The sequence below is a fragment of the Paraburkholderia sp. A1RI-2L genome (genome assembly GCF_048957375.1).
Classification (GTDB): Bacteria; Pseudomonadota; Gammaproteobacteria; order Burkholderiales; family Burkholderiaceae; genus Paraburkholderia.
This window is the reverse complement of sequence record NZ_JARBTA010000001.1, coordinates 2,630,201-2,656,035: the sequence shown is the minus strand read 5'-3', so window position 1 is coordinate 2,656,035 and position 25,835 is coordinate 2,630,201. Positions and strand designations below refer to the sequence as shown.

General features: G+C 67.4%; 22 protein-coding genes. 6 read left to right on the top strand and 16 right to left on the bottom strand.

All coding sequences use genetic code 11. The annotated features are described in order from the left end of the window. The first annotated feature begins 112 nt into the window (after positions 1–112). Both PWP93_RS12170 and PWP93_RS12165 read left to right on the top strand, forming a co-directional pair. Positions 113–325 (top strand): hypothetical protein, encoded by a 213-nt coding sequence (locus PWP93_RS12170; protein ID WP_035523464.1) that lies wholly within the window; start codon positions 113–115, stop codon positions 323–325. Positions 326–431: 106 nt separating this feature from the next. After that, on the top strand, positions 432–1,469 hold the full coding sequence (locus PWP93_RS12165; protein WP_421022709.1) for a serine/threonine protein kinase: 1,038 nt from the start codon (positions 432–434) through the stop codon (positions 1,467–1,469). 22 nt (positions 1,470–1,491) lie between these two features. Here the strand turns inward: PWP93_RS12165 and PWP93_RS12160 are convergent, their stop codons facing one another. Beyond that, on the bottom strand, positions 1,492–3,462 hold the full coding sequence (locus PWP93_RS12160) for a DUF3857 domain-containing transglutaminase family protein (protein WP_421044648.1): 1,971 nt from the start codon (positions 3,460–3,462) through the stop codon (positions 1,492–1,494). A gap of 247 nt (positions 3,463–3,709) precedes the next feature. Here PWP93_RS12160 and PWP93_RS12155 point away from each other — a divergent pair, with 247 nt between their 5' ends. After that, positions 3,710–4,432 carry a PepSY-associated TM helix domain-containing protein gene (locus tag PWP93_RS12155; RefSeq protein WP_421045078.1) on the top strand — a complete coding sequence of 241 codons (723 nt, stop codon included), beginning with the start codon at positions 3,710–3,712 and terminating at the stop codon, positions 4,430–4,432. A gap of 152 nt (positions 4,433–4,584) precedes the next feature. Further along, positions 4,585–6,000 carry an HdeD family acid-resistance protein gene (locus PWP93_RS12150; RefSeq protein ID WP_421044647.1) on the top strand — a complete coding sequence of 472 codons (1,416 nt, stop codon included), beginning with the start codon at positions 4,585–4,587 and terminating at the stop codon, positions 5,998–6,000. Between the two features lie 42 nt (positions 6,001–6,042). Here PWP93_RS12150 and PWP93_RS12145 read toward each other — a convergent pair whose 3' ends face one another. From PWP93_RS12145 to PWP93_RS12080, 14 genes are all read right to left on the bottom strand, one after another. Continuing rightward, positions 6,043–7,065, bottom strand: coding sequence for an XdhC family protein (locus PWP93_RS12145; RefSeq protein WP_421044646.1), 1,023 nt, complete (start codon positions 7,063–7,065; stop codon positions 6,043–6,045). Continuing rightward, on the bottom strand, positions 7,038–7,637 hold the full coding sequence (locus PWP93_RS12140) for a CoxG family protein (RefSeq protein ID WP_421044645.1): 600 nt from the start codon (positions 7,635–7,637) through the stop codon (positions 7,038–7,040). The genes PWP93_RS12145 and PWP93_RS12140 overlap by 28 nt, the downstream gene beginning before the upstream one ends. Beyond that, on the bottom strand, positions 7,628–8,824 hold the full coding sequence (locus PWP93_RS12135) for a vWA domain-containing protein (protein ID WP_421045077.1): 1,197 nt from the start codon (positions 8,822–8,824) through the stop codon (positions 7,628–7,630). The genes PWP93_RS12140 and PWP93_RS12135 overlap by 10 nt, the downstream gene beginning before the upstream one ends. A gap of 224 nt (positions 8,825–9,048) precedes the next feature. Then, the gene (locus PWP93_RS12130) at positions 9,049–9,936 is read right to left on the bottom strand and encodes an AAA family ATPase (RefSeq protein ID WP_421044644.1); all 888 of its coding nucleotides are present in this window, start codon (positions 9,934–9,936) and stop codon (positions 9,049–9,051) included. 111 nt (positions 9,937–10,047) lie between these two features. Further along, the gene (locus tag PWP93_RS12125; protein ID WP_421044643.1) at positions 10,048–10,848 is read right to left on the bottom strand and encodes an FAD binding domain-containing protein; all 801 of its coding nucleotides are present in this window, start codon (positions 10,846–10,848) and stop codon (positions 10,048–10,050) included. A gap of 13 nt (positions 10,849–10,861) precedes the next feature. Then, complete coding sequence (locus PWP93_RS12120; RefSeq protein WP_421044642.1) at positions 10,862–13,276, bottom strand: xanthine dehydrogenase family protein molybdopterin-binding subunit; 2,415 nt, start codon at positions 13,274–13,276, stop codon at positions 10,862–10,864. A gap of 13 nt (positions 13,277–13,289) precedes the next feature. Further along, the gene (locus PWP93_RS12115; protein WP_421044641.1) at positions 13,290–13,787 is read right to left on the bottom strand and encodes a (2Fe-2S)-binding protein; all 498 of its coding nucleotides are present in this window, start codon (positions 13,785–13,787) and stop codon (positions 13,290–13,292) included. Between the two features lie 384 nt (positions 13,788–14,171). Continuing rightward, positions 14,172–15,578, bottom strand: a complete 1,407-nt coding sequence (locus PWP93_RS12110) for an amino acid permease (RefSeq protein ID WP_421022718.1) — start codon at positions 15,576–15,578, stop codon at positions 14,172–14,174. Positions 15,579–15,893: 315 nt separating this feature from the next. Next, positions 15,894–16,550, bottom strand: coding sequence for a response regulator transcription factor RqpR (gene rqpR / locus PWP93_RS12105; RefSeq protein WP_421022719.1), 657 nt, complete (start codon positions 16,548–16,550; stop codon positions 15,894–15,896). Then, on the bottom strand, positions 16,547–17,572 hold the full coding sequence (locus PWP93_RS12100) for a sensor histidine kinase (protein ID WP_421044640.1): 1,026 nt from the start codon (positions 17,570–17,572) through the stop codon (positions 16,547–16,549). The genes rqpR and PWP93_RS12100 overlap by 4 nt, the downstream gene beginning before the upstream one ends. 400 nt (positions 17,573–17,972) lie before the next feature. After that, on the bottom strand, positions 17,973–18,743 hold the full coding sequence (locus tag PWP93_RS12095; RefSeq protein ID WP_421022721.1) for a ferredoxin--NADP reductase: 771 nt from the start codon (positions 18,741–18,743) through the stop codon (positions 17,973–17,975). Between the two features lie 478 nt (positions 18,744–19,221). Further along, the gene (locus PWP93_RS12090; protein WP_421044639.1) at positions 19,222–19,914 is read right to left on the bottom strand and encodes a LysE family translocator; all 693 of its coding nucleotides are present in this window, start codon (positions 19,912–19,914) and stop codon (positions 19,222–19,224) included. Between the two features lie 162 nt (positions 19,915–20,076). Further along, positions 20,077–20,880, bottom strand: a complete 804-nt coding sequence (locus PWP93_RS12085) for an endonuclease/exonuclease/phosphatase family protein (RefSeq protein ID WP_421022723.1) — start codon at positions 20,878–20,880, stop codon at positions 20,077–20,079. A gap of 140 nt (positions 20,881–21,020) precedes the next feature. Then, on the bottom strand, positions 21,021–21,584 hold the full coding sequence (locus PWP93_RS12080; protein ID WP_421044638.1) for a hypothetical protein: 564 nt from the start codon (positions 21,582–21,584) through the stop codon (positions 21,021–21,023). Between the two features lie 949 nt (positions 21,585–22,533). On the opposite strand from PWP93_RS12080, the gene PWP93_RS12075 reads away from it, so the two are divergent. Then, positions 22,534–23,640, top strand: coding sequence for an NAD(P)/FAD-dependent oxidoreductase (locus tag PWP93_RS12075; protein ID WP_421044637.1), 1,107 nt, complete (start codon positions 22,534–22,536; stop codon positions 23,638–23,640). 187 nt (positions 23,641–23,827) lie between these two features. Then, positions 23,828–24,139, top strand: a complete 312-nt coding sequence (locus PWP93_RS12070; protein ID WP_213298120.1) for a high-potential iron-sulfur protein — start codon at positions 23,828–23,830, stop codon at positions 24,137–24,139. A 112-nt stretch (positions 24,140–24,251) separates the two neighbouring features. Here PWP93_RS12070 and PWP93_RS12065 read toward each other — a convergent pair whose 3' ends face one another. Beyond that, complete coding sequence (locus tag PWP93_RS12065; protein ID WP_421044636.1) at positions 24,252–25,823, bottom strand: amidase; 1,572 nt, start codon at positions 25,821–25,823, stop codon at positions 24,252–24,254. Positions 25,824–25,835 lie beyond the last annotated feature (12 nt).

Genomic DNA, 25,835 nt, shown 5'->3' with positions numbered 1-25,835 from the left:
CCGGAGCAGGTTGGATGTGTGCGCAACGTCGAAAGCGCACCAGTTTTTGTCAGCACACTGACTGGCCTTTCTTGCGGGGAGGCCGGCAATGGAATGGGAACGGGGAAACATCATGCAAGTCGGTTCTATCGTCCGCACCGTGCATATCGCAGTGCCTCATGGCGCGCGCGGTATCGTGATGCGCATTCTCGGCGACATGGCCATGGTTACCTGGTACGTGGGGGAGCCTGGCGCGTCGAAGCAGCTCAACACCGAACCCTTTTTTCTGGTGGATCTGATAGACACGGGCGAGCACGTCATGCCCGCCGGCGCGAATCTGCATTGAGCGCGCCCTGATTCAGCCTGAACTTGTGCCGGATTTGACCTGCGAGTTTGACTTGCGAGTTTGACCGGACCTCGCCGCCGCGGCGCGCACGATGCACAATGCGCAGATGAACGATCCAACCACATTTGCATCGGGCGAGCCTCCGGAAGCGGGTTCGGCCGCACCTTACGCCCGCCTCACACCCGAGTGCGTGCTCGACGCCGTCGATGGCGTCCTGATGCCGGCGGGCCGCCGCACCGACGGCCGCATGCTGGCGCTCAACAGCTACGAGAACCGCGTCTACCAGATCGGCGTGGAGGACGAAGCGCCGCTCGTCGTGAAGTTCTATCGTCCCGAGCGCTGGAGCAACGAAGCCATTCTCGAAGAGCACGCGTTCGTGGCCGAGCTTGCCGCGCGCGAGATTCCCGCCGTGCCCGCACTCGTGCTCGAGGGCCGCACGCTGCACGAGCACGAGGGCTATCGCTTCGCACTCTTCGAGCGGCGCGGCGGCCGCGCGCCCGACCTCGACCGCAGCGATACGCTCGAATGGATAGGGCGCTTCATTGGACGCATTCACGCGCTGGGCGCGACCCAGCCGTACCGGGCACGCCCATCGATCGACATCGCGAGCTATGGCTACGAGCCGCGCGCGTACCTGCTCGAACACGGCTTCGTGCCCGCCGACGTGCGCGAAGCGTGGGAAGCGGTCGTTGCGCTCGCGCTGCAAGGCGTGGAGGCCGCGTTCGAGCGCGCTGGCGACGTGCGCAAGCTGCGTCTGCACGGCGACTGCCACCCGAGCAACGTGCTCTGGACCGATGCGGGGCCGCATTTCGTCGACTTCGACGACAGCCGCATGGGTCCCGCTATCCAGGATTTGTGGCTGCTGCTGCCCGGCGACCGCGCGGACGCCTCGCGCGCACTCGCGGATCTGCTCGCCGGCTATGAAGACTTCTGCGAATTCGATCAGCGCGAGCTGCATTTGACCGAAGCGCTGCGCACGTTGCGGCTCATTCACTACTCGGCCTGGCTCGCGCGGCGCTGGAGCGATCCCGCCTTTCCGGCGGCATTCCCATGGTTCAACACGCAGCGCTACTGGGAAGAGCGCATTCTCGAATTGCGCGAGCAGATCGGCGCGATGCAGGAAGGGCCGCTCTGGCCGGTTTGATCATCCGTTTGAGCCGCAATCACTACATGCGTGGCACCGAGGCCTGCGGCGCCTCGATCTCCAGCGCGCCCGCTGCCGGTTTTGCCGCAACGGGCTTGACGATCAGCGGGGCGCGCAGGTCGCGCGCCATCGTCTCGAAGGTGGCGCGCATCTGCGCGAAATCGGCGGGACTGCACACGTCGCTCGGAAAATGCGTGCGGCCCGTGCGCATCACGCGCAGCACGTTGGCGTGGGTATCGAGCGTGTATTGCGAGCTGTAGTCGATCAGCGTCGTGGCGGCGTGCTGCGCCGACGGCATGTCGAGCACGCGCAGCCCCGGCGGCAATTCGATGCGCGTGCGCTCGGTCACGGCCACGTTGCGGCACACGAACGGCTGCGTGCGGCGCGTCTCGCCGAGCCAGTAGCGCAGATTCGCGTCGATGCCGCCCACGAGGCTCGTGAGCGTGGGCACCGGCGTGGTCATCAGCGGGTCGACGAAACCGTCCAGCGTGCCCGTGAGCGTCACCACGAGCGGTCCTGAGGTGGCGTCGAGCGGGCTCGACGCGAGCAGGGCGCTGCCGCGCAGGTTCGCGTTGCGCAGTTCCCACTGCAGCGATTCCTCGCGCTGCGCGGGCGTTTGCAGACGCAGCACGCTGCGCGTCTGCTCCGCGGCCCAGCCTTTGGACTCGAGGCGATAGACGAAGCGCGCCGAGCCATCGGGCGCGACGGTGATGTCGAGATCGCTGTCGCGCGCGGTCAGTTCGGTGGCCGGCGTGCGCATGAGCGTGCCGTCGCCGGCGAGCACGGTCTCGCGGTTCATGTCCGTCGAAGGCAGATAGCCGAACTCGACGTTATTCGCCGTGGAGTCCGCGAAAAGCTCGAGGTCGGGCAGCCATGTGATGACGTGGTTGATCACACCGAAGCCCGGCACCGAAGGCAGCGTGTAGATCGTGCCGCTGTTCAGGAGCGCGGGCACGTTGCGCACACCCACCGCGTCGAGCAGCGCGCCATAGAGCGCGACGTGGTCCTTGCAGTCGCCGTAGCGGTTCGCGAGCACCTCGGTCGCGCGATGCGGCACGATCTCGCCGCGCCCGACATTGACCGCCACGTAGCGGATATTGCGGCGGACCCAGTCGTAGAGCGTTTGAGCTTTCGCGCGCGGCGTGGCATCGTGCGCCGTGAGCGTGTGCGCCAGCCGCACCACGTTTGCGTCGCGCGCGGCCGCATCGGCGGAGGCCTCGCGGTACACCTTCGCGAATGCCGCGTAATCGGGGAAGGTGGAAACCATCAGCCGGTCGCCATAGCTTACGTAGGAAACCGAACCATATTCGAGGCGCGCGAAATTCGCCTTGTCATAGCGGTATTCGTAGCGCGTGCGGCCGTTCGCCGTGACCGGCTCGAGCACGGTGAAGCCGCGCGCGTCGGCGTAGAGCGGCACCTTCGTGGGCAAGTCGTAGATCACGCGGAAATTGTGCGTGGGCGCCATGTCGGGCGGCGTGAAGTCGCTGAACCAGCCGGGCACGAGCGGCACGCGCTGGGTCTTGCGCCACGTGAGATGCACGCGCGCGCCGGGCTCGACGGCCGGGAACACGATGACCTTGTCCTGCACGTCCTGGAACATCGGGGCGTCGAAGGAGCGTACTTCCTGCACGTCGCGGATCTGTTCGGGCCGCACGTCGTGGCGCTGGCCATGGGCGTCCTCGGTCCATGCCTCCACCACATCGACGCGCGCCATGCCGCGGTTGAACCACACGTAGTACTGGCCCGCGCGCGCAATGCCCGCCTCGGTATTGATGCGCAGCGTGAGCGCGTCGACCTTGGTGAAGGAGCCGTCGGCGTTGATGGTGAAGGTCTGCGTCTCCGACTCGTTGGTGTAGGGCGCCTGGTCGGCAGCGTTGCCGGCCGTGGGCGCCGCAGTCTGCGCAGGGGCCGCGCCAGGCGCGGGTATTTCCGCCGCTCGTGCGCCGCAGGCCGAACCGAGGACAGCCAGATAAAGAACGAGGACGTGGCGCATGGCGGCGTTCCGTGAGCGGCGTTGTGGTTATGAGACGGCTCTCGCAGGTATTCGGCGCAATACCTTCACTTAAAAGTCACGCAATTTCCTTGTCAAGCGGATGCCGCTCATTACGCACGCCTTGCCTTTACGTCTCGCCTTCTGTTTATGTAATAATAATTATTCTCATTTTCAATTATTGATCTGGCGCACGACGTTGGTGTGCCGTATCCGGAGTCGTGTCTTGAACGCCCGTCTTGACGAGCCCCTGATCGAAACCCCGAGCGCCGAAGCTGGCGCTGGCGTTCGCATCGATCCCCCGCACCGCGCCGCCCAGCCCCTCGATGCCGCCGAATTCGCCGCGCGGCGCAAGCGCTCGCGCCGCGCGAACTTCATCAAATGGCTGCGCACGGTGCATGGCTGGGTGGGACTATGGGGCGCCGTGCTGGGGTTGCTATTCGGCGTGACGGGCTTTTTGCTCAACCATCGCGCCGGGCCGATGCATATTTCGACGGGCGCGCCGCAGGTCACGCAGCTGCGGCTCGCGCTGCCCGCCGAGCGTCCCGCCACGCCCGAGGCGCTCGCGCGCTGGCTCCAGCACGAACTCGCGTTCGACGGCAAGCCCGGCAAGATCCGCCGCGAGCGCGCGCATCCGGTCGCGTGGGGCGCGCGCAGCGTCGTGCAGCCCGAGTTCTGGCAGCTCATGCTGATGGGGCCGCGCCAGAGCGTGGCCGCGGAGTACTGGGTGGGCGACAGCACCGTCGCCGTGCGGCGCACCGAGAGCGCATTCCTCGCGACGCTCACCAATCTGCACAAAGGCGTGGGCATGAGCATGGGCTGGGTGCTGCTCATGGACACCATCGCGGGCAGCCTCATCCTGCTTTCGCTGACTGGCGTGCTGCTGTGGACCGAGCTCAATCGCCGCCGCATCACGGGCGTCGCGCTGGTGGCTGGGTCGGTGGCGGCTGCGTTGGCGTTCGGGCTGCTCTAGCGCGCATTTGCGCTTGGCTGCATGTGCTTTCGCACACTTGCGCGCGCAACCGAAAACCCGCTTCGCGTGTACGCACTGCGCACCTTGAGGGCAGACACGCGCCGGTGGAGCGTAGCATCGCACCCATGAAAACCGCCAACGCGGAGTGAACGATGGTGCGGCTCATGATGATCCTGCTGGGCGTCGATTACCTGCGCGCACGTTGGCGCGGGGTGCTGATCGCGGGCGCGGTGAGCGCTGCGATCGGCGCCGGGCTCTTCGTCGATGCGCTCGACGGCGTGCTGTATTTTCGCGTCACGCCGTTCGGCTGGCTGCTGCTCGTCGAAGGGCTCGCGACGCTCGCCGTCGCGTGGACCGGCATGGGTGGCCAGCGTACGCTGCGCTACGTGAAGGGGCTCGCGTTCTGTCTCACCGCCGGGCTCATTCTCTCGGGCTACCGGCATGCGCCGTTCATCCTTTCGATGGTGTTCGCGACGCTCTTTCTTGCCGATGGCCTGCTGCAGATCGCTTCCGCCTGGGTCGTGCGCTACCGCACCTGGAAATTCGCGGTGGCGGGCGGCGTGCTCGAAATCGCCATCGCGATCTTTCTGTATCAGCCGTATCCCACGCATTACAGGGGCACGGTGCCGTATTGCCTTGGCCTCGCCCTGATCTTCACCGGCTGGAACCTGTTGCTGCTCGCCTTGCGCGCGCGGCGGCTCGGCGTGAATCCGGCAGTGGCGCAGAGCGGCGCGGCGGCGCTCGCGGCGAGCGCCGTGGGCACGAAGGCCGGGAAGGACGGAGTTGAGGCGCGGCTGACGCACACCGTGTTCGACGGGCCGCCCGAGGACCACGAGCACGCACTCACCGTGCACGTGTGGACGCCCGTGGGCACCTCGAAGGCCGAGGCGCGGCGCCAGCCGTTGATCGACCGCTATATCGCGGCCGTGGACCGCGACGGCGTGATCTCGACCGGTCACGCGGCGCTGGAGGCGCCCGAGAACTTGTACATCAGCCTGTATCCCGCCGTCGAGATCGACCGCTCGCCCGACGAGTTCTCGCGCCTCTTGCGGGCGACCGCGGAGAACGACGTGCCGGGCCTGTTCCAGCCCGATTACGCGACTGAGTCGAAAGCATGGTGCCCGTCTACGCGCAAGGTGCGCATCCGCAACTACGATGCGCAGCGGCTCGCGCGCTTCTGGCAGCACTATCGCGCCGACACGACTTACAACCTCACGCATCGCAACTGTTCGAGCACGGTCTCGCACGCGCTGGAGGCGGCGCTCGAAGGCGCGACGCCGCGCGTGTGGGGCGGCGGCTGGCTCGCCTTTGTGCGCATGCTGGCGACGCCGGAGCTCTGGGTGGCCGCGCAGCTGCGCAAGCGCGGCCAGACCATGGCGTGGACGCCCGGCCTGACGCTCGACTATGCGCGGGCGCTGAGCATGCTCGCCGACCCGCGCCCGGCGGGATGGACGCGCGCGATGCGGCTGGTGCGCACGCGGCTCGGACAGTGGCTCAAGCCGTACGGCGCACGCGAACGCAGCAAGAATCACGAGGATGGGCGCGGCGCGGGTTCGCGCGGCGCCTGAAGCGGGCGCACGCGCAGCGTCACGCCTGCCGGTCGGGGCGCTTCAGACGTCGCAGCTCGACCCGGCGCTCGCGGCCTGCTCGCGCGCGGCCTTCGCGCCTTCGACCTGGAGCAGGGTGGGCAGCGAAACGCCATTCTTCGCCGCGGTGACTTCGGCGAGGATCGACACGGCGATTTCGGGCGGCGTGCGGCTGCCGATGTAGATGCCCACCGGCCCGTGCAGCCGCGCGAGCTCGGCATCGTTCAGATCGAACTCCTTGAGCCGTTCGCGCCGCGCCGCGTTGTTGCGCCGCGAACCTAGCGCGCCCACGTAAAACGCGCGCGTCTTGAGCGCTTCCATGAGCGCGAGGTCGTCGAGCTTGGGGTCGTGCGTGAGCGCGATCACGGCGCAGCGCTCGTCGAGCTTCATGTCGAGCACGGTGTCGTCGGGCATGGTGCGCACGAGCGTGGTGCCGGGCACGTCCCACGTGTCGGTGTATTCCTCGCGCGGGTCGCACACCGTCACGTGATAGTCGAGCCCCACCGCGATCTGGCACAGGTAGCGCGAGAGCTGCCCCGCGCCGATTACGAGCATGCGGTAGCGCGGGCCGTGGATCGTGAGCAGGCGCTTGCCGTCGAAATCCACGCCGTCGGTGGCGCTCGCGGGGCCGAGCGACGCCTGGCCGCTGGCGAGGTCGAGCGTGCGAGCCACCAGCTCGCCGCGCTCCACCGCTGCGAGCAGCGCACCGATGCCCGACGCCAGGGTGAGCGGCTCCAGCACGAGCTGGATCGTGCCGCCGCACGGCAGCCCGAAGCGATGCGCTTCTTGCGCCGTGATGCCGTACTTCACGGCCTCGGGCGTGACGATGTCGATGCCTTCGCGGCGCACGCGGTCGATCAGATCGTCTTCGATGCAGCCGCCCGAGACCGAGCCCACCACGAGGCCGTCGTCGCGCACGACGAGCATCGCGCCTTCCGGACGCGGCGACGAGCCCCATGTCTTCACCACCGTCACCAGCAAGGCGCGGTGGCCTTCCTCGAGCCAGCGTTCGCTGGATTTCAGGACTTCGAGATCCACGCTGTCCATGATCGTTTCCTCTTTTGCGGTTCGTCGCCGCCCGTGCCTTCGGCGTCGCTGGCGGCTTGTGTTTTGTCAGTCGTTTCGGCTGTCTGTTGCGCGGCGGCTTCATCGCTTTGCGCGCCGCCGGCTTGCGCGCCCTGGCCAAGCTGCTCGGTGAAGCGCTTGAAGAACTCGGCGGCGATCTTGCGCGCCGCGCCGTCCACCAGACGCGAGCCGATTTGCGCGAGCTTGCCGCCCACCTGCGCGCTAGCCGTATAGCTGAGCGTGGTGGCGTCCTCGCCCGCGGGTTCGAGCGTCACGCGCGCGTCGCCCTTGCCGAAGCCCGCCGCGCCGCCCTGGCCCTCGAACTGGATCGTGTAGCTGCGCGGCGCTTCGATGTCGGCGAGCTGCATGCGGCCCTTGAAGCGCGCTTTCACGGGCCCGATCGCGGCCGTAAGGGCCACAGCATACGCGTTCTCGCCATCGGCATCGATGCTCTCGCATCCCGGAATGCACACCTTGAGTATCGCCGTGTCGTTGAGGGCTTCCCACGCGTGCTGCTGCGGCACCGGCAGCGTGTGGCTTTCGCTCAGCTCCATTGTCTCGCTCCTTGTCTTGATCTGTGCGTTGATCCGTGGGATGTGTCCTGCAGGCTGCGGCCGAACGCTTCCAGGCTCTCCAGATTGTGGACGCGATAGTGCGCGTCCACATGCGGCAGCATCGCCTGCACGCCGCGTGCCTTCGGCTCGAAACCGCGATAGCGCAGCAGCGGATTGAGCCACACCACGCGATGCGCGAAGCGGTGCAGGCGCGCCATTTCCTCGGCGAGCGCGCTGCCCGGGTCGTGATCGAGGCCGTCGGTGACCATCAGCACCGTGGCGCGCCCGCCGAGCACGCGGCGCGCCCAGCGCCGGTTGAACTGCGCGAGCGTCTCGCCGATGCGCGTGCCGCCCGACCAGTCCGCCACCTGCGCGGCGAGTTGCGCCAGCGCGACATCGGGGTCGCGTTCGCGCAGCGCCCGCGTGGCGTGCGTCAAGCGCGTGCCGAACAGGAACACCTGCAAGCGCTCGCGCGATTGCAGCAGCGCGTGGCAAAAGTAGAGCACGGCGCGCGAATAGCTGCTCATCGACCCGGAGATGTCGAGCAGCAGCACGAGCGGCACGCGGCGCTCGACGCATGCGCGGTATTTCCAGACGGTCCAGTCGCCGCCCGCGCGCACGGCATGGCGCGCGCTCGCGCGCAAATCCGCATGCGTGCCGTGCGACGACGCCTTGAGGCGCCGCGTGCGCTCGGTCGCGAGCGGCAGTCGCCGCGCGCGGATCAGGTGGCGCAGCGCGCGCCATTCGTCGGCGCAAAGCGTGTCGAAGTCGCGGTGGCGCAGGCGCTCTTCGGCGCTGAAGCTCGCATGCGCGCGCAGTTCGTGCTCCTCGTGGGCCGGCGGCGCCTGAGTGGCCGGGCGCGAGGCCGCGCGGGCCGCGAGCGCGTCGGCAAGACGATTGTTGCGGCGCGGCGGCGGCAATGCGCCCTGCACCTTCGGCAGCAGCAGCGCGCGCAGCTTGCCCTCCCAGTCGGGGTCGCGCCAGAACAGCTCGAACGCGGCGTCGAAGAGCTCGCGCTCGTCGGGCGCGGCGGTGAGCAGGGCGGCCAGCGCGGCGCGCACATCGTCGCGGCGCGTGAGGTCGATGAAGCTCAGCGCTTCGAGCGCATCCACGGCGCGCGCGCTCGACATCGGCAAGCCCGCGCCGCGCAGCACACGCACGAAATGGACCACATTGCGCGCGAACATCGGCGGCGGTTCGTGCGGTTCGTGCGATGCGGGTGCGCCGCGTGCAGCGGGGCGGGCGGGCGTCCGAGGCGCCGCCTGCGCTTCCGGTGTTTCCGGTGTTTCCGGTGTTTCCGGTGTTTCCGGTGTTTCCGGTGTTTCCGGTGTTTCCGGTGTTTCCGGTGTTTCCGGTGTTTCCGGTGTTTCCGGTGTGGCGTTCGAGCGGTTCGGCGCGTGCACCATCGGCGTCACTCCGCAAGCGCAAGCGTTTGGGCGATCCGCTGCGTGTCGAGCTGCGCGAGATCGTCCTGATACTTGAGCAGCACGCCCAGCGTGTCCTGCACCGACTGCGGGTCGAGTTCGGTGACCGATAGCGCCGCGAGCGCACGGCACCAGTCGATGGTTTCGGCAATGCCGGGCGCCTTGAACAAATCCATCGAGCGCAGTTGATGCACGAACGCCACGGCGCGGCGCTGGAGTTCCGCGCTGGTTTCAGGCGCGCGCGCCGCGACGATGGCAAGCTCCCGTGCGCTCTCGGGGTAGCCGAGCCACTGATAGAGGCAGCGCCGCTTGAGCGCGTCGTGCACCTCGCGCGTGCGATTGGACGTGACGACGACGAGCGGCGGCACGCTCGCGCGCACCGTGCCGTACTCGGGAATCGATATCTGGAAATCCGAAAGAAGCTCGAGCAGGAAGGCTTCGAAGGGTTCATCGGCGCGGTCGATTTCGTCGATCAGCAGCACGCGGCGCGCGCCGGGATGATGCGGGTCCGGTTCGAGCGCTTGCAGCAGCGGGCGCTTTAGGAGGAATTCGTCGCGATAGAGCGTGTCGCTGCGCGGCTTCTCGCCCGAGGCTTCGGCCAGCCGCAGCGCCATGATCTGGCGCGGATAGTCCCACTCGTAGAGCGCGCTGGCCGTGTCGAGCCCCTCGTAGCATTGCAGGCGCAGCAGCGTCGTGCCGGTGAGCGCGGCCGCGGCCTTCGCGAGCTCGGTTTTGCCCACGCCGGGCTCGCCTTCGAGAAACAGCGGGCGCTCCATCTTGAGCGCGAGAAAGAGCGCCGTGGCCAGCTCGCGGCTCGCGAAATAGCCGTGCGCTTCGAGTTGCGAGAGCGTGTGGTCGATCGTGGCGGGGAGCATGGCGGGTTTGGATGGGGCTGGAAATACGTGGACGATACGCGAGCAATACGTCGGCGATAAGCGGCCGCTCGCGCCACGCGTCGCGCGGGCGAGCGGCCGTGGGCAGCGGGCCTAACCGAGCGCTTTGGTCACCGCGCGCGCAGCCAGCACCGGGATCAGATGGGCGCGGTAAGCGGCGCTCGCGTGCAGATCGGTGTTGAGCTCGTCAGGCGCGATGCTCACCGCGCGCGCCGCGGCGGGCGTGAAGCTCGCCTTGAGCGCGTCCTCGAGCGCGGTAGCGCGGAACACCGAGGACGCCGCGCCCGTGATGGCCACGCGCACGGACCCATCTGCCGACTGCGCGACGAACACGCCCGTCAACGCGAAATGCGAGGCCGGGTTGTTGAACTTCTCGTAGGCGGCGCGCTGCGGCACCGGAAACTCCACCGCGACGATCAGCTCGTCGGGTTCGAGCGCGGTCTCGTACATGCCGAGGAAGAAGTCGTCAGCGGCGATGCGCCGGCGGTCCGTCACCACCGTGGCGTTCAGACCGAGCACGGCCGCGGGGTAGTCGGCGGCGGGGTCGTCGTTGGCGAGCGAGCCGCCCAGCGTGCCGAGCGCGCGCACCTGCCGGTCGCCGATGCCGGCGGCCAGTTGTGCGAGCGCCGGCAGCGTGGCCAGGATCTGCGCGTTCGCTGCGACATCGGCATGGCAGACCGCCGCGCCGATCTTCACCAACTTGCCGTCCACCTGCACGGCCTTGAGCGCGGGAATGCGCGTGACGTCCACGAGCGTCGAAGGCTGCGCGAGGCGCAGCTTCATCGCCGCGAGCAGGCTCTGGCCGCCCGCGAGGAATTTGGCGTCGGGGTCGGCATTGAGTGTCTTCACCGCGCCTTGCGCGTCGCTGGCGCGCTGGTAATCGAATGAATACATGGTGCGCCTCCGCTCAAGGTTGTTGTGACGCCGACGTGGATTGTGCGGCTTGCGCAGTTTGAATCGCTGACCACACGCGATGCGGCGTGGCCGGCATCTGCAGGTCCTTCACGCCGAGGGGGGCCAGCGCATCGAGGATCGCGTTGATGACGGCTGGCGGCGAGCCGATCGCGCCCGCCTCGCCGCAGCCTTTCACGCCGAGCGGATTGTGCGTGCATGGCGTGCCCTTCGCGGTTTCCACGGTGAACGACGGCACGTCCGACGCATGCGGCATCGCGTAATCCATGTACGAGCCCGAGAGCAGCTGGCCGCTCTCGTTGTCGTAGACGCAGCGCTCGAGCATCGCCTGGCCGATGCCCTGGCCGAGCCCGCCATGCACCTGGCCTTCGACGATCATCGGATTGATGACGTTGCCGAAGTCGTCCACGGCGGTGAAGCGCTCGATGCGCGTCTCGCCCGTGTCGGGATCGACTTCCACTTCGCAGAGGTACGCACCCGACGGATAGGTGAAGTTTGTGGGGTCGTAGAACGCGCTTTCGTCGAGCCCGGGCTCCAGCGTTTCGAGCGGATAGTTGTGCGGCACGTAGGCCGAGAGCGCGATTTCGGCGAAGGCCTTGGTGCGGTCGGTGCCCGCGACGCGGAACACGCCATCGGCGAACTCGATGTCTTCCACGCCCGCTTCGAGCATATGCGCGGCAATCTTCTTCGCCTTCGCTTCGATCTTGTCGAGCGCCTTCATGATGGCCGAGCCGCCCACCGCGATCGAGCGCGAGCCGTAGGTGCCCATGCCGAACGGAATGCGCGCGGTGTCGCCGTGCACGATCTCGATCTGCTCGATGGGCACGCCCAGACGCTCGGACACCACCTGCGCGAAGGTCGTCTCATGGCCCTGGCCGTGGCTATGCGAGCCCGTGAAGACGGTGACCGAGCCTGTGGGATTCACGCGGATCTCGCCCGCTTCGAACAGGCCCGCGCGTGCGCCCAGCGCTCCGGCGATATTCGACGGCGCGAGGCCGCACGCCTCGATGTAGCACGAGTGGCCGAGGCCGCGCAGCTTGCCGTTCGCCTTCGAGGCATCGCGCCGCGCGGGAAAACCCTTCACGTCGGCAAGTTCGAGCGCGCGCGACAGGCACGCCTCGTAATCGCCGATGTCGTAAGTGAGGCCCACAGGCGTGGCGTACGGGAAGCTCGTGATGAAGTTGCGGCGGCGGATCTCGGCTGGGTCGATGTTCATCTCGCGCGCGGCGGTCTCCACCAGGCGCTCGACCACGTAGGTCGCCTCGGGGCGGCCCGCGCCGCGATACGCATCCACGGGCACCGTGTTCGTGAACACCGCCTTCACCTCTGCGTAGATCGCGGGCGTGGTGTACTGGCCCGCGAGCAGCGTCGCGTAGAGGATCGTCGGCACGCTGGAGGCGAAGGTCGAGAGATACGCGCCCATGTTCGCCGTAGTGTGCACGCGCATGGCGAGGAACTTGCCGTCCTTGTCGAGCGCGAGCTCGGCCTTCGTCACGTGGTCGCGGCCATGGGCGTCGGAGACGAACGACTCGCTGCGCTCCGCGGTCCACTTAATGGGACGGCCGATCTTCTTCGCGGCCCAGGTGAGCGCCACATCCTCGGCATAGAGAAAGATCTTCGAGCCGAAGCCGCCGCCCACGTCGGGCGCGACGATGCGCAGCTTCGTCTCCGGCAGCCCGAGCACGAACGCGGCCATCAGGAGGCGCTCGACGTGCGGGTTCTGGTTCGCGACGTAGACGGTGTAGCTGTCGTCGTGTTTGCTGTAGCTCGCGTTCACGGCGCGCGGCTCGATCGCGTTCGGGATGAGCCGGTTGTTCACGATGTCGAGCGTCGTGACGTGCGCGGCCTGGGCGAAGGCGGCGTCGGTGGCGGCCTTGTCGCCGTGGCCCCACGTGTAGCAGGTGTTGTTCGGCACGCCGTCGTGCACGAGCGGCTGGCCTGCGTCGGCGGCATGCGCGGTGTCGACGATGGCGGGCAACTCCTCGTAGTCGATCTCGACGAGCTCGGCGGCGTCCTTCGCGGCCTTCATCGATTCGGCGATCACGAGCGCGACCTGGTCGCCCACGTGGCGCGCCTTCTCATGCGCGATCACAGGATGCGGCGGCTCGTGCATGGGCGTGCCGTCGATGCTGTGGATCAGCCAGCCGCACGGCAGGCCGCCCACGTTCCCGGCGGCGAGGTCCGCGCCGGTGAACACGGCCACCACGCCGGGCGCAGCCCTGGCGGCACTGGTATCGATGCTCTTGATGCGCGCGTGCGCGTGCGGCGAGCGCACGAACACGGCGTAAGTCTGGGCGGGCAGGACGACGTCGTCGGTGTACTGGCCCGCGCCGGTGAGGAAGCGATAGTCTTCCTTGCGCTTGACCGGGGCGCCGATCATGCGCGGCGTTTGGGAGTCGGGTGCGTTCATGGCGATTCTCCCCTTACGCTGCCGTCGAGGTGGCAGCGGTGCCGGCGCGCATGCCTTCGGCGCCTTCGAGCACGGCCTTCACGATATTGTGATAGCCCGTGCAGCGGCACAGATTGCCGTCGAGACCCGCGCGCACGTCGGCTTCGGTGAGATCCGGTTTTTCGGCGGCGAGCGCGGTGGCGCTCATCACCATGCCCGGCGTGCAGAAGCCGCACTGCAGGCCATGGCATTCACGAAAGGCCTCTTGCATCGGGTGGAGCGCACCATTCGTCGAGAGCCCTTCGATCGTGGTCACGGCCTTGCCCTCGCACTGCACGGCAAGCTGGTTGCAGGACTTGATCGCGCGGCCGTCGAGGTGGACGGTGCAGGCGCCGCACTGCGCGGTATCGCAGCCGACGTGCGTGCCGGTGAGGCGTAGCTGCTCGCGCAGGAACTGGACTAATAGCGTGTGGGGTTCGACTTCGGCGGTCACGGGCTTGCCGTTGACCGTCAGGCTGAGACTGATCGCCATTGACTGTCTCCTATGGATAATAGGGACCGGCCTGGGCCCGCATTCACCAATTGCCCCGTTCTTGCCGCCTGCTGTCTTTCGCCCAGGTTGCGCCGCGCGGCGGGCGCGAGGCGTTTGCCGCGCGCGATGGCGGGCAGGCTGGACGGAAGCGGGGTTTTGAGGGTCCGGCTGGTGCTTTGCTGTTCAGTGATGCCTGGATACTGCCTGGATGGTGCGTGATGCGCGATGCGTGGTGCGGCGAAAGCGATGCCCGGACAGTAAAGCACACTTTCCCATTTCGCGCAGCCCGCGCTTTTACTCCTGCGTACCATGCAAAAACGGCCCGCGCCGGAGACCGGACGGGCCGTTGCAGTGTCGCGAAATCGACGCTAACGCGTGCGGTTTTCAGTGCTCGTGCGGATGATGCGCGAGGCGCGAATGACGGCGCGAATAGAGGAAATAGATCGCGAGGCCGATCACCAGCCACACCACGAACGCGACCCACGTGATCCACGCGAGATTGAGCATGAGGAACAGGCACGAAGCCACTGCGAGCACCGGCACGACAGGGACGCCAGGGCAGCGGAACGCGCGCGGCAGATCGGGGTGGGTGCGGCGCAGGACGAGCACGGCGATCGAGACCATCGAGAACGCGGCGAGCGTGCCGATGTTGATGAGCTCGGCCAGCACGTTCAGCGGCACGAGCGCGCCGATCAGGCCGAAGAAGATGCCCACGAGCCAGGTGGTGAAGAAGGGCGTGGCAAAGCGAGGATGCACCTTCGAGAGCTTGGCGGGCAACAGGCCGTCGCGCGACATGGCGAAGATGATGCGGGTCTGGCCGTAGCTCATCACGAGAATCACGGTGAGCATGCCGAGCACGGCGCCCAGGTCGATGAAACCGGCGACCCATTTCTGGCCAGCCACCTGCAGCGCATACGAAACCGGGTGAGCGATGCCGGCGAATTGCTGCCACGGCACGATGCCCGTGACGACGGCCGCGACGGCCACATACAGCACCGCGCACACCACGAGCGACGCGATGATGCCCACGGGCAGGTCGCGCTTCGGATTCTTGACCTCTTCGGCGGCCGAGGACACCGAGTCGAAGCCGATGAACGCGAAGAACATCACGGCGGCGGCGCCGAACACGCCGTCCCAGCCGTGCGGCATGAACGGATGCCAGTTTGCGGGCGTCACGTGGAAGGCGCCCACGGCGATCACGAGCAGCACGACCGTGACCTTGATCGCCACCATGATGTTGTTGATGCGGGTGGATTCGCGCACGCCGATGGAGAGCAGCGCCGTGATCACCATCATCACGAGGAAGGCGGGCAGGTTGAACAGCGTGAACGCGCCGGGCACGGCGCCGGGAGCGGCGGTGAGGGCCGTGGGCAGCGTCACGCCGAAGCCCGAGAGCAGCGACTGCAGATAGCCCGACCAGCCCACCGAGACCGCGGAGGTGGCCAGCCCGTACTCGAGCATCAGGTCCCAGCCGATGATCCAGGCGACCAGCTCGCCGAGCGTGGCGTACGAGTAGGTGTAGATCGAGCCCGCCACGGGAATGGTCGAGGCGAACTCGGCGTAGGCGAGCGCCGCGAAGCAGCAGGCCACGGCGGCGATGATGAACGCGAGCATCAGCGCGGGGCCGGCCTGCACGGCGCCGGTGCCGGTCAGCACGAAAATGCCGGTGCCGATAATTGCGCCGACGCCAAGAAAGGTGAGGTCCAGTGCGCCGAGCGTCTTCTTCAGGCCGGCGCCCTTGGCGCTTGCCTGCAGCATGTGTTCGACGTTTTTCTTGCGAAAGAGGGACATTGGGCGGAGAACTCCAGGTAAAACGCCGGTAAAACGCACTGGCGAGGAAACCCTGAATTTTAGTGGATCGGAGCTTGGCGGCTGTGCCAACCGCACAGGCGTGGCATGGATTCGGCGTGGGGGAGGAGGTCGATTCCACTGCAAAGGGGCGCAAGCGCGTGCATTCTTTGCACGAAGCTCACCGTATAGACGCGGTTCATTTCCGGATCAACGGCTTATGGCGGGAGCGCGTTTTAGTAACGCATTCGTTGCGCCATGCATGGGGGCGTCCGATCGTGACGTAATCGCGAAGCGCCTCGCTGGCGAGGCGCGGGCTCAGAGCGCCGGCGCGGGCGCGATATCGACGAGCCGGTTGCTCATCACGTAGAAAGTGAGCTCGGCGTTATTGGTGAGCTTCATCTTTTCGAGCAGCCGCGTGCGGTAGACGCTCACGGTCTTCACCGAGAGCGAGAGCGTGCGCGCGATGTCGGTGAGGCGCTTGCCCGAGGCGAGCATGCATAGCGTCTGGTACTCGCGGTCGGAGAGCTTTTCGTGCGGCAGCTGCTCGCCGTCGACGAGAACATACTCGGCGAGCGCTTCGGCCATCGCGGGGCTCACGTATTTGCGGCCGCTCGCGACCTGCTGGATCGCGGCGATCATCTGCGCGGCGTCCACCGTCTTCGAGAGATAGCCCGACGCGCCCGCCTTCAGCGCGCGCACGGCGTACTGGTCTTCGCGATACATGGAGAACATCAGCACCGGCACGCGCGGCACCTTTTTCTTCGCGCGCTTGAGCACTTCGATGCCGTTCATGTCGGGCAGCGAGATGTCGAGCAGCACCACATCGCAGGCGTGCTTCGCGACGGCGGCGAGCGCTTGCGCGCCGCTGGGCGCCTCGATCACTTCACTCGCGACGCCACGGTCGAGCAGCAGCTGACGCACGCCCTGGCGCACCACGGCGTGATCGTCGACGAGCAGGATGCGCAGGGTCATGAGCGGATGCCCTTCAGTTGGTCTGCCACGGGTTCGGCGCACGGGCGCGAGAGCAGCGTCTCCCAAAGGAAGCGTGCTTCGACGGTCGTGCCGGGGCGTGCCGGGTCGGCGGCCAGGCGGCGGGCGGCGGCGTGGCGAGCCGGGGTGGTGCGCAGCGTGCCGCCAAAGGCGGCGCAGCGCTCGCGCATGCCGGCGATGCCATAGGCGCTGCGGCTGTTCGCGCTGCCCGGACCTCCCTGGCTGCTCGACGAGGCTTGCCCGCATTGCCGCCTGGCGCACCGTGCGGCTTCGCGCGAGAGGCCGACGCCGTCATCGATCACGCTCACGATCAGCTCGCTCGGCGTGCTGGTCAGGCGCACTTCGACCTGCGTGGCCTGGGCGTGGCGAGCGACGTTAGTGAGCGCTTCCTGCGCGACGCGGAACACCGCGAGCGCCGCCTCGGCGGGCAGGCGCGCGAGGCGCGCTTCGTCGTCGCGGGCGAATCCGGTGGCGTGGGGCGCGGCGGTCGAAGGCGTCAATGCGTCGACCGACGAGCTCGCGAGGAAGCGCGCGGCAAGGCCGGTGCGCGAGGCGAAGTCGCGTGTCCAGTTCGCGAGCGCGTCGACGAGGCCCGCGTGCAGTTCGGGGGCGTGCAACCCGTCGAGCACGTGGCGCACGGCGTCGGTGGCGCAGTCCAGCGAGCGCATGACGAGTGCGAGCGCCTCGGCGCATTGAGGCGGCGCATCGGCGGGCAGCCAGGTGTGGACGTTCTCAAGGGCGAAACGCGTGGCCGTCAGTTCGGCGCCGACGCTGTCGTGCAGTTCCCGCGCGAGCCGGTGGCGCGCGGCTTCGTCGGCGTCGACGCGGGCCGCGCCGGCTGCGGCGATCCGCTCCTGCACGCGCGCGATGGCATCGAGCGTCGCGCGCGTGCCTTCGGCGCTGGCGAGGAAGGGGAGGCGGCCTGCCGCGTGGAGGGCACGCGCGCCCGGCGCATTCGCGCGAGGCGCGCTGGCATCAAGCGCCGCGCGATTCGACGTATCCATCCATCCCCCGTGATTTCCCGTTCAGGAATCGGTCCTTTTCTGTTCTGGCTGGCGCGGCGGGGCGTAACGAAATTTACATCCAGTAACAACATGGATTGGCCCCTGCCAAGCCCTCCGACATGACCGATGGTGCGCCGCGATGATAACTGAAAAATCGGGAAACTTCAGTCAGGACAATACTTAGCGGCGAAAGCTGGGAAACCGTGTGAAGTTGGCCGGGGCTCGCGGTGTAGGAAAAAGGCTGACACGGGGATGGCGCGAAATCCGCCAGAAATGTAACGGGCGAGCAGGGTTTGGAAAGCGGTGCTGAGATTTGTCAGGGCCAAAAAAAAAACCGGAGCGCGAGGCTCCGGTTCCTGTGTCTGGCAAAGACCGCGAGTAGCGGTTTTTAGCCCACGACTTAGCCCACAAACGCCTTTTCCACGACATAGTGGCCCGGCGCGTTATTGCTGCCTTCCTTGAGGCCGGCCTTTTCGAGCAGTGCGACGGTGTCGCGCAGCATGTGCGTGCTGCCGCACAGCATGATGCGGTCGCGCTCGGGCGTGAACCCAGGCAGGTCGAGGTCGCTGAACAGCTTGCCGGTGTCGATCAGTTCGGTGATGCGGCCGCGGTTGTCGAACACTTCGCGCGTCACGGTCGGGTAGTAGACGAGCTTCTCGCGAACGATCTCGCCCAGGTATTCGTGCTCGCGCAGTTCTTCGGTGATGAATTCCTTGTACGCGAGTTCGTCGACGAAACGGCAGGTGTGCGTGAGCACGATCTTTTCGTAACGGTCGTAAATGTCCGGGTCCTTGATGATCGACATGAAGGGCGCGAGGCCCGTGCCGGTCGAGAGCAGCCACAGGACCTTGCCGGGCAGCAGGTTGTCGGCCACCAGCGTGCCGACGGGCTTCTTGCCGATCAGAACCTTGTCGCCCACCTTCAGGTGCTGCAGGCGCGACGTGAGCGGGCCGTCCGGCACCTTGATGCTCAGAAACTCGAGATGCTCTTCATAGTTCGCGCTCGCGAGCGAGTACGCGCGCATCAGTGGCTTGCCTTCGACCTCGAGGCCGACCATGGTGAACTGGCCGTTGTCGAAACGCAGGGCCTGGTCGCGCGTGCAGGTGAAGCTGAAAAGCGTGTCGGTCCAGTGATGCACGCTCAGAACGGTTTCTTCGGTGTGTTTGCTCATGGTTCCTGATGATGCGAAACAAGGTCCGCCGGACGGGGCGTTCCTTCCGGCCGCGCATGACAAGTGCATGTAGGGCTCGGTTTGACGATGCGCGGCGTGCGCCTTGCTGGGCGCTCCGCTTGAATTCCCGCTTTGATTCGAATTCGTGCCCCGTTTTTGCCAGCTTGTTGGCCGTCCCATTGCGAACGAGGCGCAGTTTGCCATTTTAACGCGAGCGTGCCTTATGGGCTGCGCCGCGTCTAACGGGAGCGGTGACCTGCGTTAGGCAAGATGTCGCGAAGCGATAAAACCGGCTGCGGCGGGGTGCGGCGCAAGGGCGCGAAAAACCGGGAGTCCCGCCTGGGAGTCCCGCAGCCCTTCGGACGGGCTGGTTCGCCCGTTGGGGCAGGCTCGAATGTTGGTTCGAATGATACCGGAAGGTTCGACGCACCGCAGCAGAGACCCTGCTGGCGGGGCAGTTTCGGCGCGCGCGAGGACCTCAGCGATCGGCGGCGAGCTTCGCGGCGAGGCCGATCAGCGCCGCGCCGCAGAATGCGTCGATGGGGCGGCGCAGCCGCTTGTAGCTGCGTTGCGTGCGATGGTCGGCGAACAGCAGCGCAAGGCTCGAGTGATAGCCGAACGACATCGTCGCCACGAGCGCGAGCGCCGCGCCGTAGAACCATGCCGGCGGATGCGCCGGAAAGATCGCCGCGAACACGCTGGTCCAGAACACGCAGGATTTCGGGTTCGTGAGGCAGGTGAGAAAGCCCGCGCGCCATGTGCGCAGCCAGGCACGCCGGTCCGGCGGCGGCAGCGGGGCCGCGAGCGTGGCGTTGGTGGCATTGGTGGCTTCGGTCGCATCGGCTGCCGCATTTGCGGCGTTTGCCGCGTCCGAGTCCCGGCGCGCGCCCGAGCGCAGCAGCTTGATGCCGAACCAGAGCAGATACAGCGCGCCGGCGACGCGCACGCCGTGATAGAGCCACTCGATATGCTGGAGCACCGCGGCGAAGCCCAGCATGGCGAGCGCGGCCCACAACGTGGAGCCCGTGCCCACGCCGAACGCCGAGGCAATGCCGAGACTGCGCCGCCCCGCGAGCGAAAGCTGCGTCACCATGAAGAAGTTCGGTCCCGGGCTGACGAGCGCGAACAAATAGACGATGGCGATCTGGAGCAGCGTGGCGAAGAGGTGCATGTGAAGCAGCCGGATGAAGCCGAATGGGAAGGGCGCACTCCGAGGGCGCGCGACGCGACATATTAGCGCGATTGCGCGATTGCATTCGCAACTCGTGGGGCTGTGCGGGCGTTCGCGGCGCGATGTGGTGTGGCGTTCCTGGCGCCCGGAGCGTTATTCGAGTTATTCGAGCCGCAGCCGCGCCATGTACGGCAGGTGGTCGGACAGCCAGGCCGTTTCCTGCGCGGGCTGGATCAGCTCGACCGGTTTCAGGCCGCGCACGAACATCTTGTCGAGCGCGAGCGCGGGCGAGAACGCCGGAAACGTGCGCGCCGGCTCGCCGAGCAGCGTCGCGACTTCGTGCAGGCCATGCTCCGCGAAGATCGGCACCGAGTCGTTGCGCCAGTCGTTGAAGTCGCCCGCGAGCACGAGCGGCCCTTGCGGCGCTTCCTTGGCGATCCAGTGCGCGATCCAGTTCATCTGCCGCAGGCGCGCGCTGCGCGTGAGCGCGAGGTGCGCGCACAGCAGCGTGACCGACTGGCCCGCCACGCTGGCGCGCGCGACGAGCAGGCCGCGCCGTTCGAAACGATGTGCCGAGATGTCCCAGCGGCCGCCCAGATCGAGCGGATGCGGCGACAGGATCGCATTGCCATGCCGCCACGAAGGCTTGAACACATTCGGCCCGAGCGCGATTTGCAGCTCGAGCGCGTCGGCGATTTCGGTGGCCTGGCAGTGCCAGACGTCCGCCAGCGGGTCGCCGAGCTCCGCGCCGAAAGCCGTGGAGAGCACCGGCTGCGGCAGACGCCGCGCCATCGCCTCCTGAAGGAACCAGACGTCGGCGTGGGTGGACTGCACCCAGCGCCGCATGGCCTGCCATGCCTGAAAGCCGAGCGGTGAGCGGCCCTTGTGCAGGTTCCAGCTCACCGCGACGAAGTCCCGGGTATTGGCCGGCACTGCGTCGATGAGGGGTTGTTCGAGGTTTCGCATGCGCTTGTTACAACGGGTTCTTACGACAGTTTCGTGCGGTTTTGGGTTGCGGCCGGCGCATCGCGCTTCAGTTCAGCCCAGTTCAGTTCAGTTCAGTTTAGACCGGCGCCGACGAGCGGCGCGAGCTTCAGGCCAGCCTCTCAGGGCTGCTGTGACGGCGGTGCGAGGCTTGCGCGCACCCGGTACGCCAGCGCGGGATCCTTGTCGACGATCGGCCAGCTGACCCATTGGCCGGCCGGCACGACGAGCCCCGGATGGCTGGCGTTCACCTGGCGCGGCTGCGGCGGCAACTTGCAGCCGGACGGGCTTTGCCGCGCGGAGTCGTCTTCGAGTGTCTCCTGGGCTTCGATCGAGAGGATCGACTGGGTCGCGTTCGCACGCAACGGCGAGACCGTGATCGTGCGCTGCAGGTCGATGCTGCCTGCGACCTCGTCCTTGCAGCCGACCCGGTGCGAGACGACATTGTGATGCGTATCGGTGCGCGCCTGGCCCACCGTGGTGGTGCCGTCGAACGAGTCGATCAGCTGGCCGTCGCGGATCACCTGCAGCGTCCAGGTGACCACCGGCTGCACGCCCGGTTGCACGCCCGGTTGCGCGTACGGCTGCGGCGCGGACGCAGGCTGAGCATGGGGCGGCAGCGGGGTGGCCGGCGCTGGCTGCGCAGCGGGCAGCGGGGCCGGTTGCGGAGCGGGCGCTGGCGGCATCGCAGGGCGCGGCGCGGGTTGCGGGACGGGTTGCGGGACGGGTTGTGGCGTCGGCGCTGGCGGCACGGCCGGCTGCGGCGTTGGCTGCGCGGTGGGTTGCGGCGCTGGCGTATGCAGTATCGGGGGTTCTGCCGCAGGCCCCGGTTGGGCGATGGGCTGCGCATTGTTCTGCGGAGCCGGTTCATACGCTGGCTCATAAGCCGGCTTGTGAACGGGCTTATGCACGGGCTTGTGCACGGGTTTTGAAGCGGGCTTTGGCGCGGGCTTCGGTGCTGCCTGGGGCGCCGGAGCAGCCTGCGGAGCGGGCTGTGATTTCGATTGTGGGGCCGGCTGCGCCGCCGGTGGTTGGGCGGTCCCGGAAGTCGGGGCTGGGACGGCGTGCACGACCGGCTGCGAGGCCGGAGTCGCGGGCTGGATCACGCCCTCTGTTCGCGTTTGCGCGCTTGCGGTCACGAACGCGGCAGCAGCGGCGACCAGGGTAGCGGCGAGACAATGCTTCAACAACGTCATGTGGGCAGGCTCCATGCACGCGTGCCGTGTGAACCGGTTGTGCCGGTTCCCAATAGCGGGGCGGGTTCCTTGAGACCTTCGATCCTATACCGGGTTCGCAAACACTGGACCGCAACGATGCATTTCAAATGCGCAGACCCCGCGCAGCTTCAATCGCGGCGTGTGTAACTATTTGCAATATAGAGGCAACAGTGGGGCATTTCGAGGTCGGTTCAGGAACCAATTATTATTTTTTTCGCAACGATGGGCAGTATTTAATCGCCAACGCCCATCGATAGCCGCGGTGTGCCACGGCCCGCGCGCGTGCGCGATCAGTGGATTTGCCCGCATATTCGTTATCTATTCGATTTAAACCCACCCCGCCCTCGGTCTACAATTTTTCTGATGGCGGCGTCAGGGAGGCGCCGCCGCCTAATTCGCCGGATGCGGACGCAGCGACATGGATCAGATCGAATGTGTGGTGATTGGCGCGGGCGTGGTCGGCCTCGCCGTGGCGCGCGCGCTGGCGGCGCGCGGACGCGAGGTGATCGTGCTGGAGGCCGCCGACGCCATCGGCACCAGCACCAGCTCGCGCAACAGCGAGGTGATTCACGCGGGACTCTACTACCCGCGCGGCTCGCTCAAGGCGACCCTGTGCGTGCGCGGGCGCGAGATGCTCTACGAGTACTGCGAAGCGCGCAACGTCGCGCATGCGCGCTGCGGCAAGCTGCTCGTGGCCACGACGGCCGCCCAGGTTGCGCAGCTCGAAGCGATTCAGGCGCGCGGCAAGGAAAACGGCGTGTTCGATCTCACGCGCATCAACAAGACCGAGGCGCTGGCGCTCGAGCCCGCGCTCGAATGCGTGGCGGCGGTGTACTCCCCGCAGACGGGCATCGTCGACAGTCATCAGCTGATGCTGGCCTTGCAAGGCGACGCCGAACGCGACGGCGCCGTGATCGCGCTCAAGTCGCCGGTCGAGTCGGTGGACGCGAGCGCGAACGGCTTCGTGATCAGGACCGGCGGCGAGGCCCCCACCGAAATCCGCGCGGCGTGCCTCATCAATAGCGCGGGCCTGCATGCTACCCGGATCGCGAAACGCGTCCGCGGGCTCGATCCGCGCCACATTCCACCCCTTTATCTCGCGCGCGGCAATTATTTCAGCGTCTCGGGGCGCGTGCCGTTTTCGCGCCTCATCTATCCGATGCCCAACGAGGCCGGGCTCGGCGTGCATCTCACGCTGGATCTCGGCGGGCAGGCGCGCTTCGGTCCCGACGTGGAGTGGATCGATTCGATCGACTACGACGTCGATCCGCGCCGCGCCGACGCCTTCTACGCGCAGATCCGCAGCTACTGGCCGGGCTTGCCTGACGGCGCGCTGCAACCCGCCTACGCCGGCATCCGGCCCAAGCTCTCGGGCCCGGGCGAGAACGCTGCCGATTTCATGATTCAGGGCGGCGCGGCGCACGGCGTGCGTGGGCTCGTGAATTTGTTCGGCATCGAGTCGCCGGGGCTCACGGCATCGCTCGCCATCGCGCAGCGCGTGTGCGAGGTGGCCGGGCTCGCCTGACGCGCCCAGCACGCCCGGCACACCCAGCACGCCCAGCACACCCAGCACACCCGGCTCGCATCCCCTTATTGCCAGGATGCGAATTGCTTATGTCCGGAATTCATGATGCACGCAAGGCGGCTTCGTTGTTATTCTTCACGCCACGCCGTCGGCAGAACGGTGTGCCCACAATATTGGAGTACTGCTCATGAAATCGTCCCGCCGCAGCTTTCTGATCACGAGTGTTGGCGTTGCCGCAACCGTTGCGCTGTCGCGTCAGGCTTTCGCCGACGCGCCGAAGCTTGGTGAATCCGAACCCACCGCCCAGGCTCTCGGCTACAAGGCCGACGCAACGAAGGTCGACAAGGCCAAGTTCGCGAAGTACGCCGCCGGCCAGGATTGCAGCAACTGCACGTTCTATCAAGGCAAGCCCACCGACGCCTACGCCCCGTGCCCGATGTTCCCGGGCAAGCAGGTTGCAGGCAAGGGCTGGTGCAGCGCCTACAACAAGAAGGCCTGATAGGCCCTGGCGCACGAGCCTCGGAGTCATGCAGGCTCGAAGCAGGTCGCGCGGCGCATTGCACGGATCGATGCGCGCGCACCGGTTTCACCCAAGCCGGATGTGCGCTGGCCTAGGTACGCGCCATCAGCAGAGGCGGCCGCCGTCCGAACCACGGGCGCGCCGCTTCGAGCTGAGCCGCGAGGCGCAGCAGCAAGGCATCGTTGCCTTCACGCGCCGCGAATTGCACGCCGATCGGCAGGCCCCGCGCATTCCACGCGAGCGGCACCGACATCGAAGGCTGCCCCGTCATATTGAACAGCTCGGTGCAGCCCGCCCACGCGAACGCCTTGTTCGCGGATTCCGTCAATAGTTTTTTCATTAGCGTTTCCACCGGCATCGCGGTGACGGCGCGCATCTGCATGCGTTCCGAAGACGTGGGTTTCAGTGCGCCGATTTTCACCGGCGGCGCGGCCAGCGTCGCGCACAGAATCACGTCGAAACGCGTCATCAAGTCGGCGACTTGCGCCGTGATGCGCTGCTGCGTCTCGAGCGCGGCGGGCAGCGCCTGCTCGCCCAGCTTGCGGCCGATATGCGCCATCGCCCATGTCGCGATCTCGAAGTCCTGGCGGCGCGGCTTCGTGCCCGTGATCGTGTCGGCGTCGAGCACGTACTTCTCGGCCACCACCGACCACAGCATCAGGAACGCCTCGCGCGCCGCCGCGAAATCTACCTTGAGCTGCACCGGCTCCACGTTGTGGCCGAGCGAGGCGAGCAGCGCGGCAGCGTCGTCGAGCGCTTCGCGCACGTCGGGCGAAAGCGCATCGGCGAACAGCGGATCGGTGATAAAGGCGACGGCGAGCGGCTTGCCACCGTCGAGCGGTTCGCGCGCCGCCGCGAGAAAAGTGCCCGGCGCGCCAGGCGCGATCGCGGGGTCGCCGGCGAGCAGATCGAGCATGAGCGCGCTGTCGCGCACGCTGCGCGACACGGCGAGGTCGACGCCCAGTCCGCCCGGCGAGGGCGGCAGATCCGAAGGCGGCTGATTGCCGCGCGAAGGCTTCAGGCCGAAGAGCCCGCAACACGAGGCGGGAATGCGGATCGAACCGCCGCCGTCCGAGGCGTGTGCGAGCGGCACGATGCCGGCCGCGACCGAGGCGGCCGCGCCGCCGCTCGAGCCGCCCGGCGTGTGATCGAGATTCCACGGGTTGCGGCACGGGCCGAACAGCTCGGGCTCCGTGTAGGGCATCTGGCCAAGTTCCGAGGCGCTCGTCTTGCCGAACAGATTCAGGCCCGCGGCGCGAAAACGCTCGACCACGGGCGCGTCCGCTGCCGGCACGTAATGGCGATAGTGGCGGCTGCCGAGCGTCATGCGCAGACCGGCGACCGCCGCGCCCAGGTCCTTGACGAGAAACGGCACGCCGGCGAGCGGCCCTTGCGCGAGGGCATCGACGCCATTGCCGCCCGCTTCGATGCGCAGCGCGCGCTTGCGCGCGGCATCGTAGTCCTTGAGCACGATCGAATTAATCGCGGGATTGGCGGCCTCGGCGCGCGCGATCGCGGTGTCGAGCAGCTCGCGCGCGCTCACTTCGCGGCGCTGCACGAGTTCGGCCAGGCCGATGGCGTCGTATTCCAGATAGTCGGACTGCAAGGCGCGCACTCCTTGGGGGCATCGTGGGATTGGGCGCACTGAAACGAAAGCGGCCATTGCAACGATTCT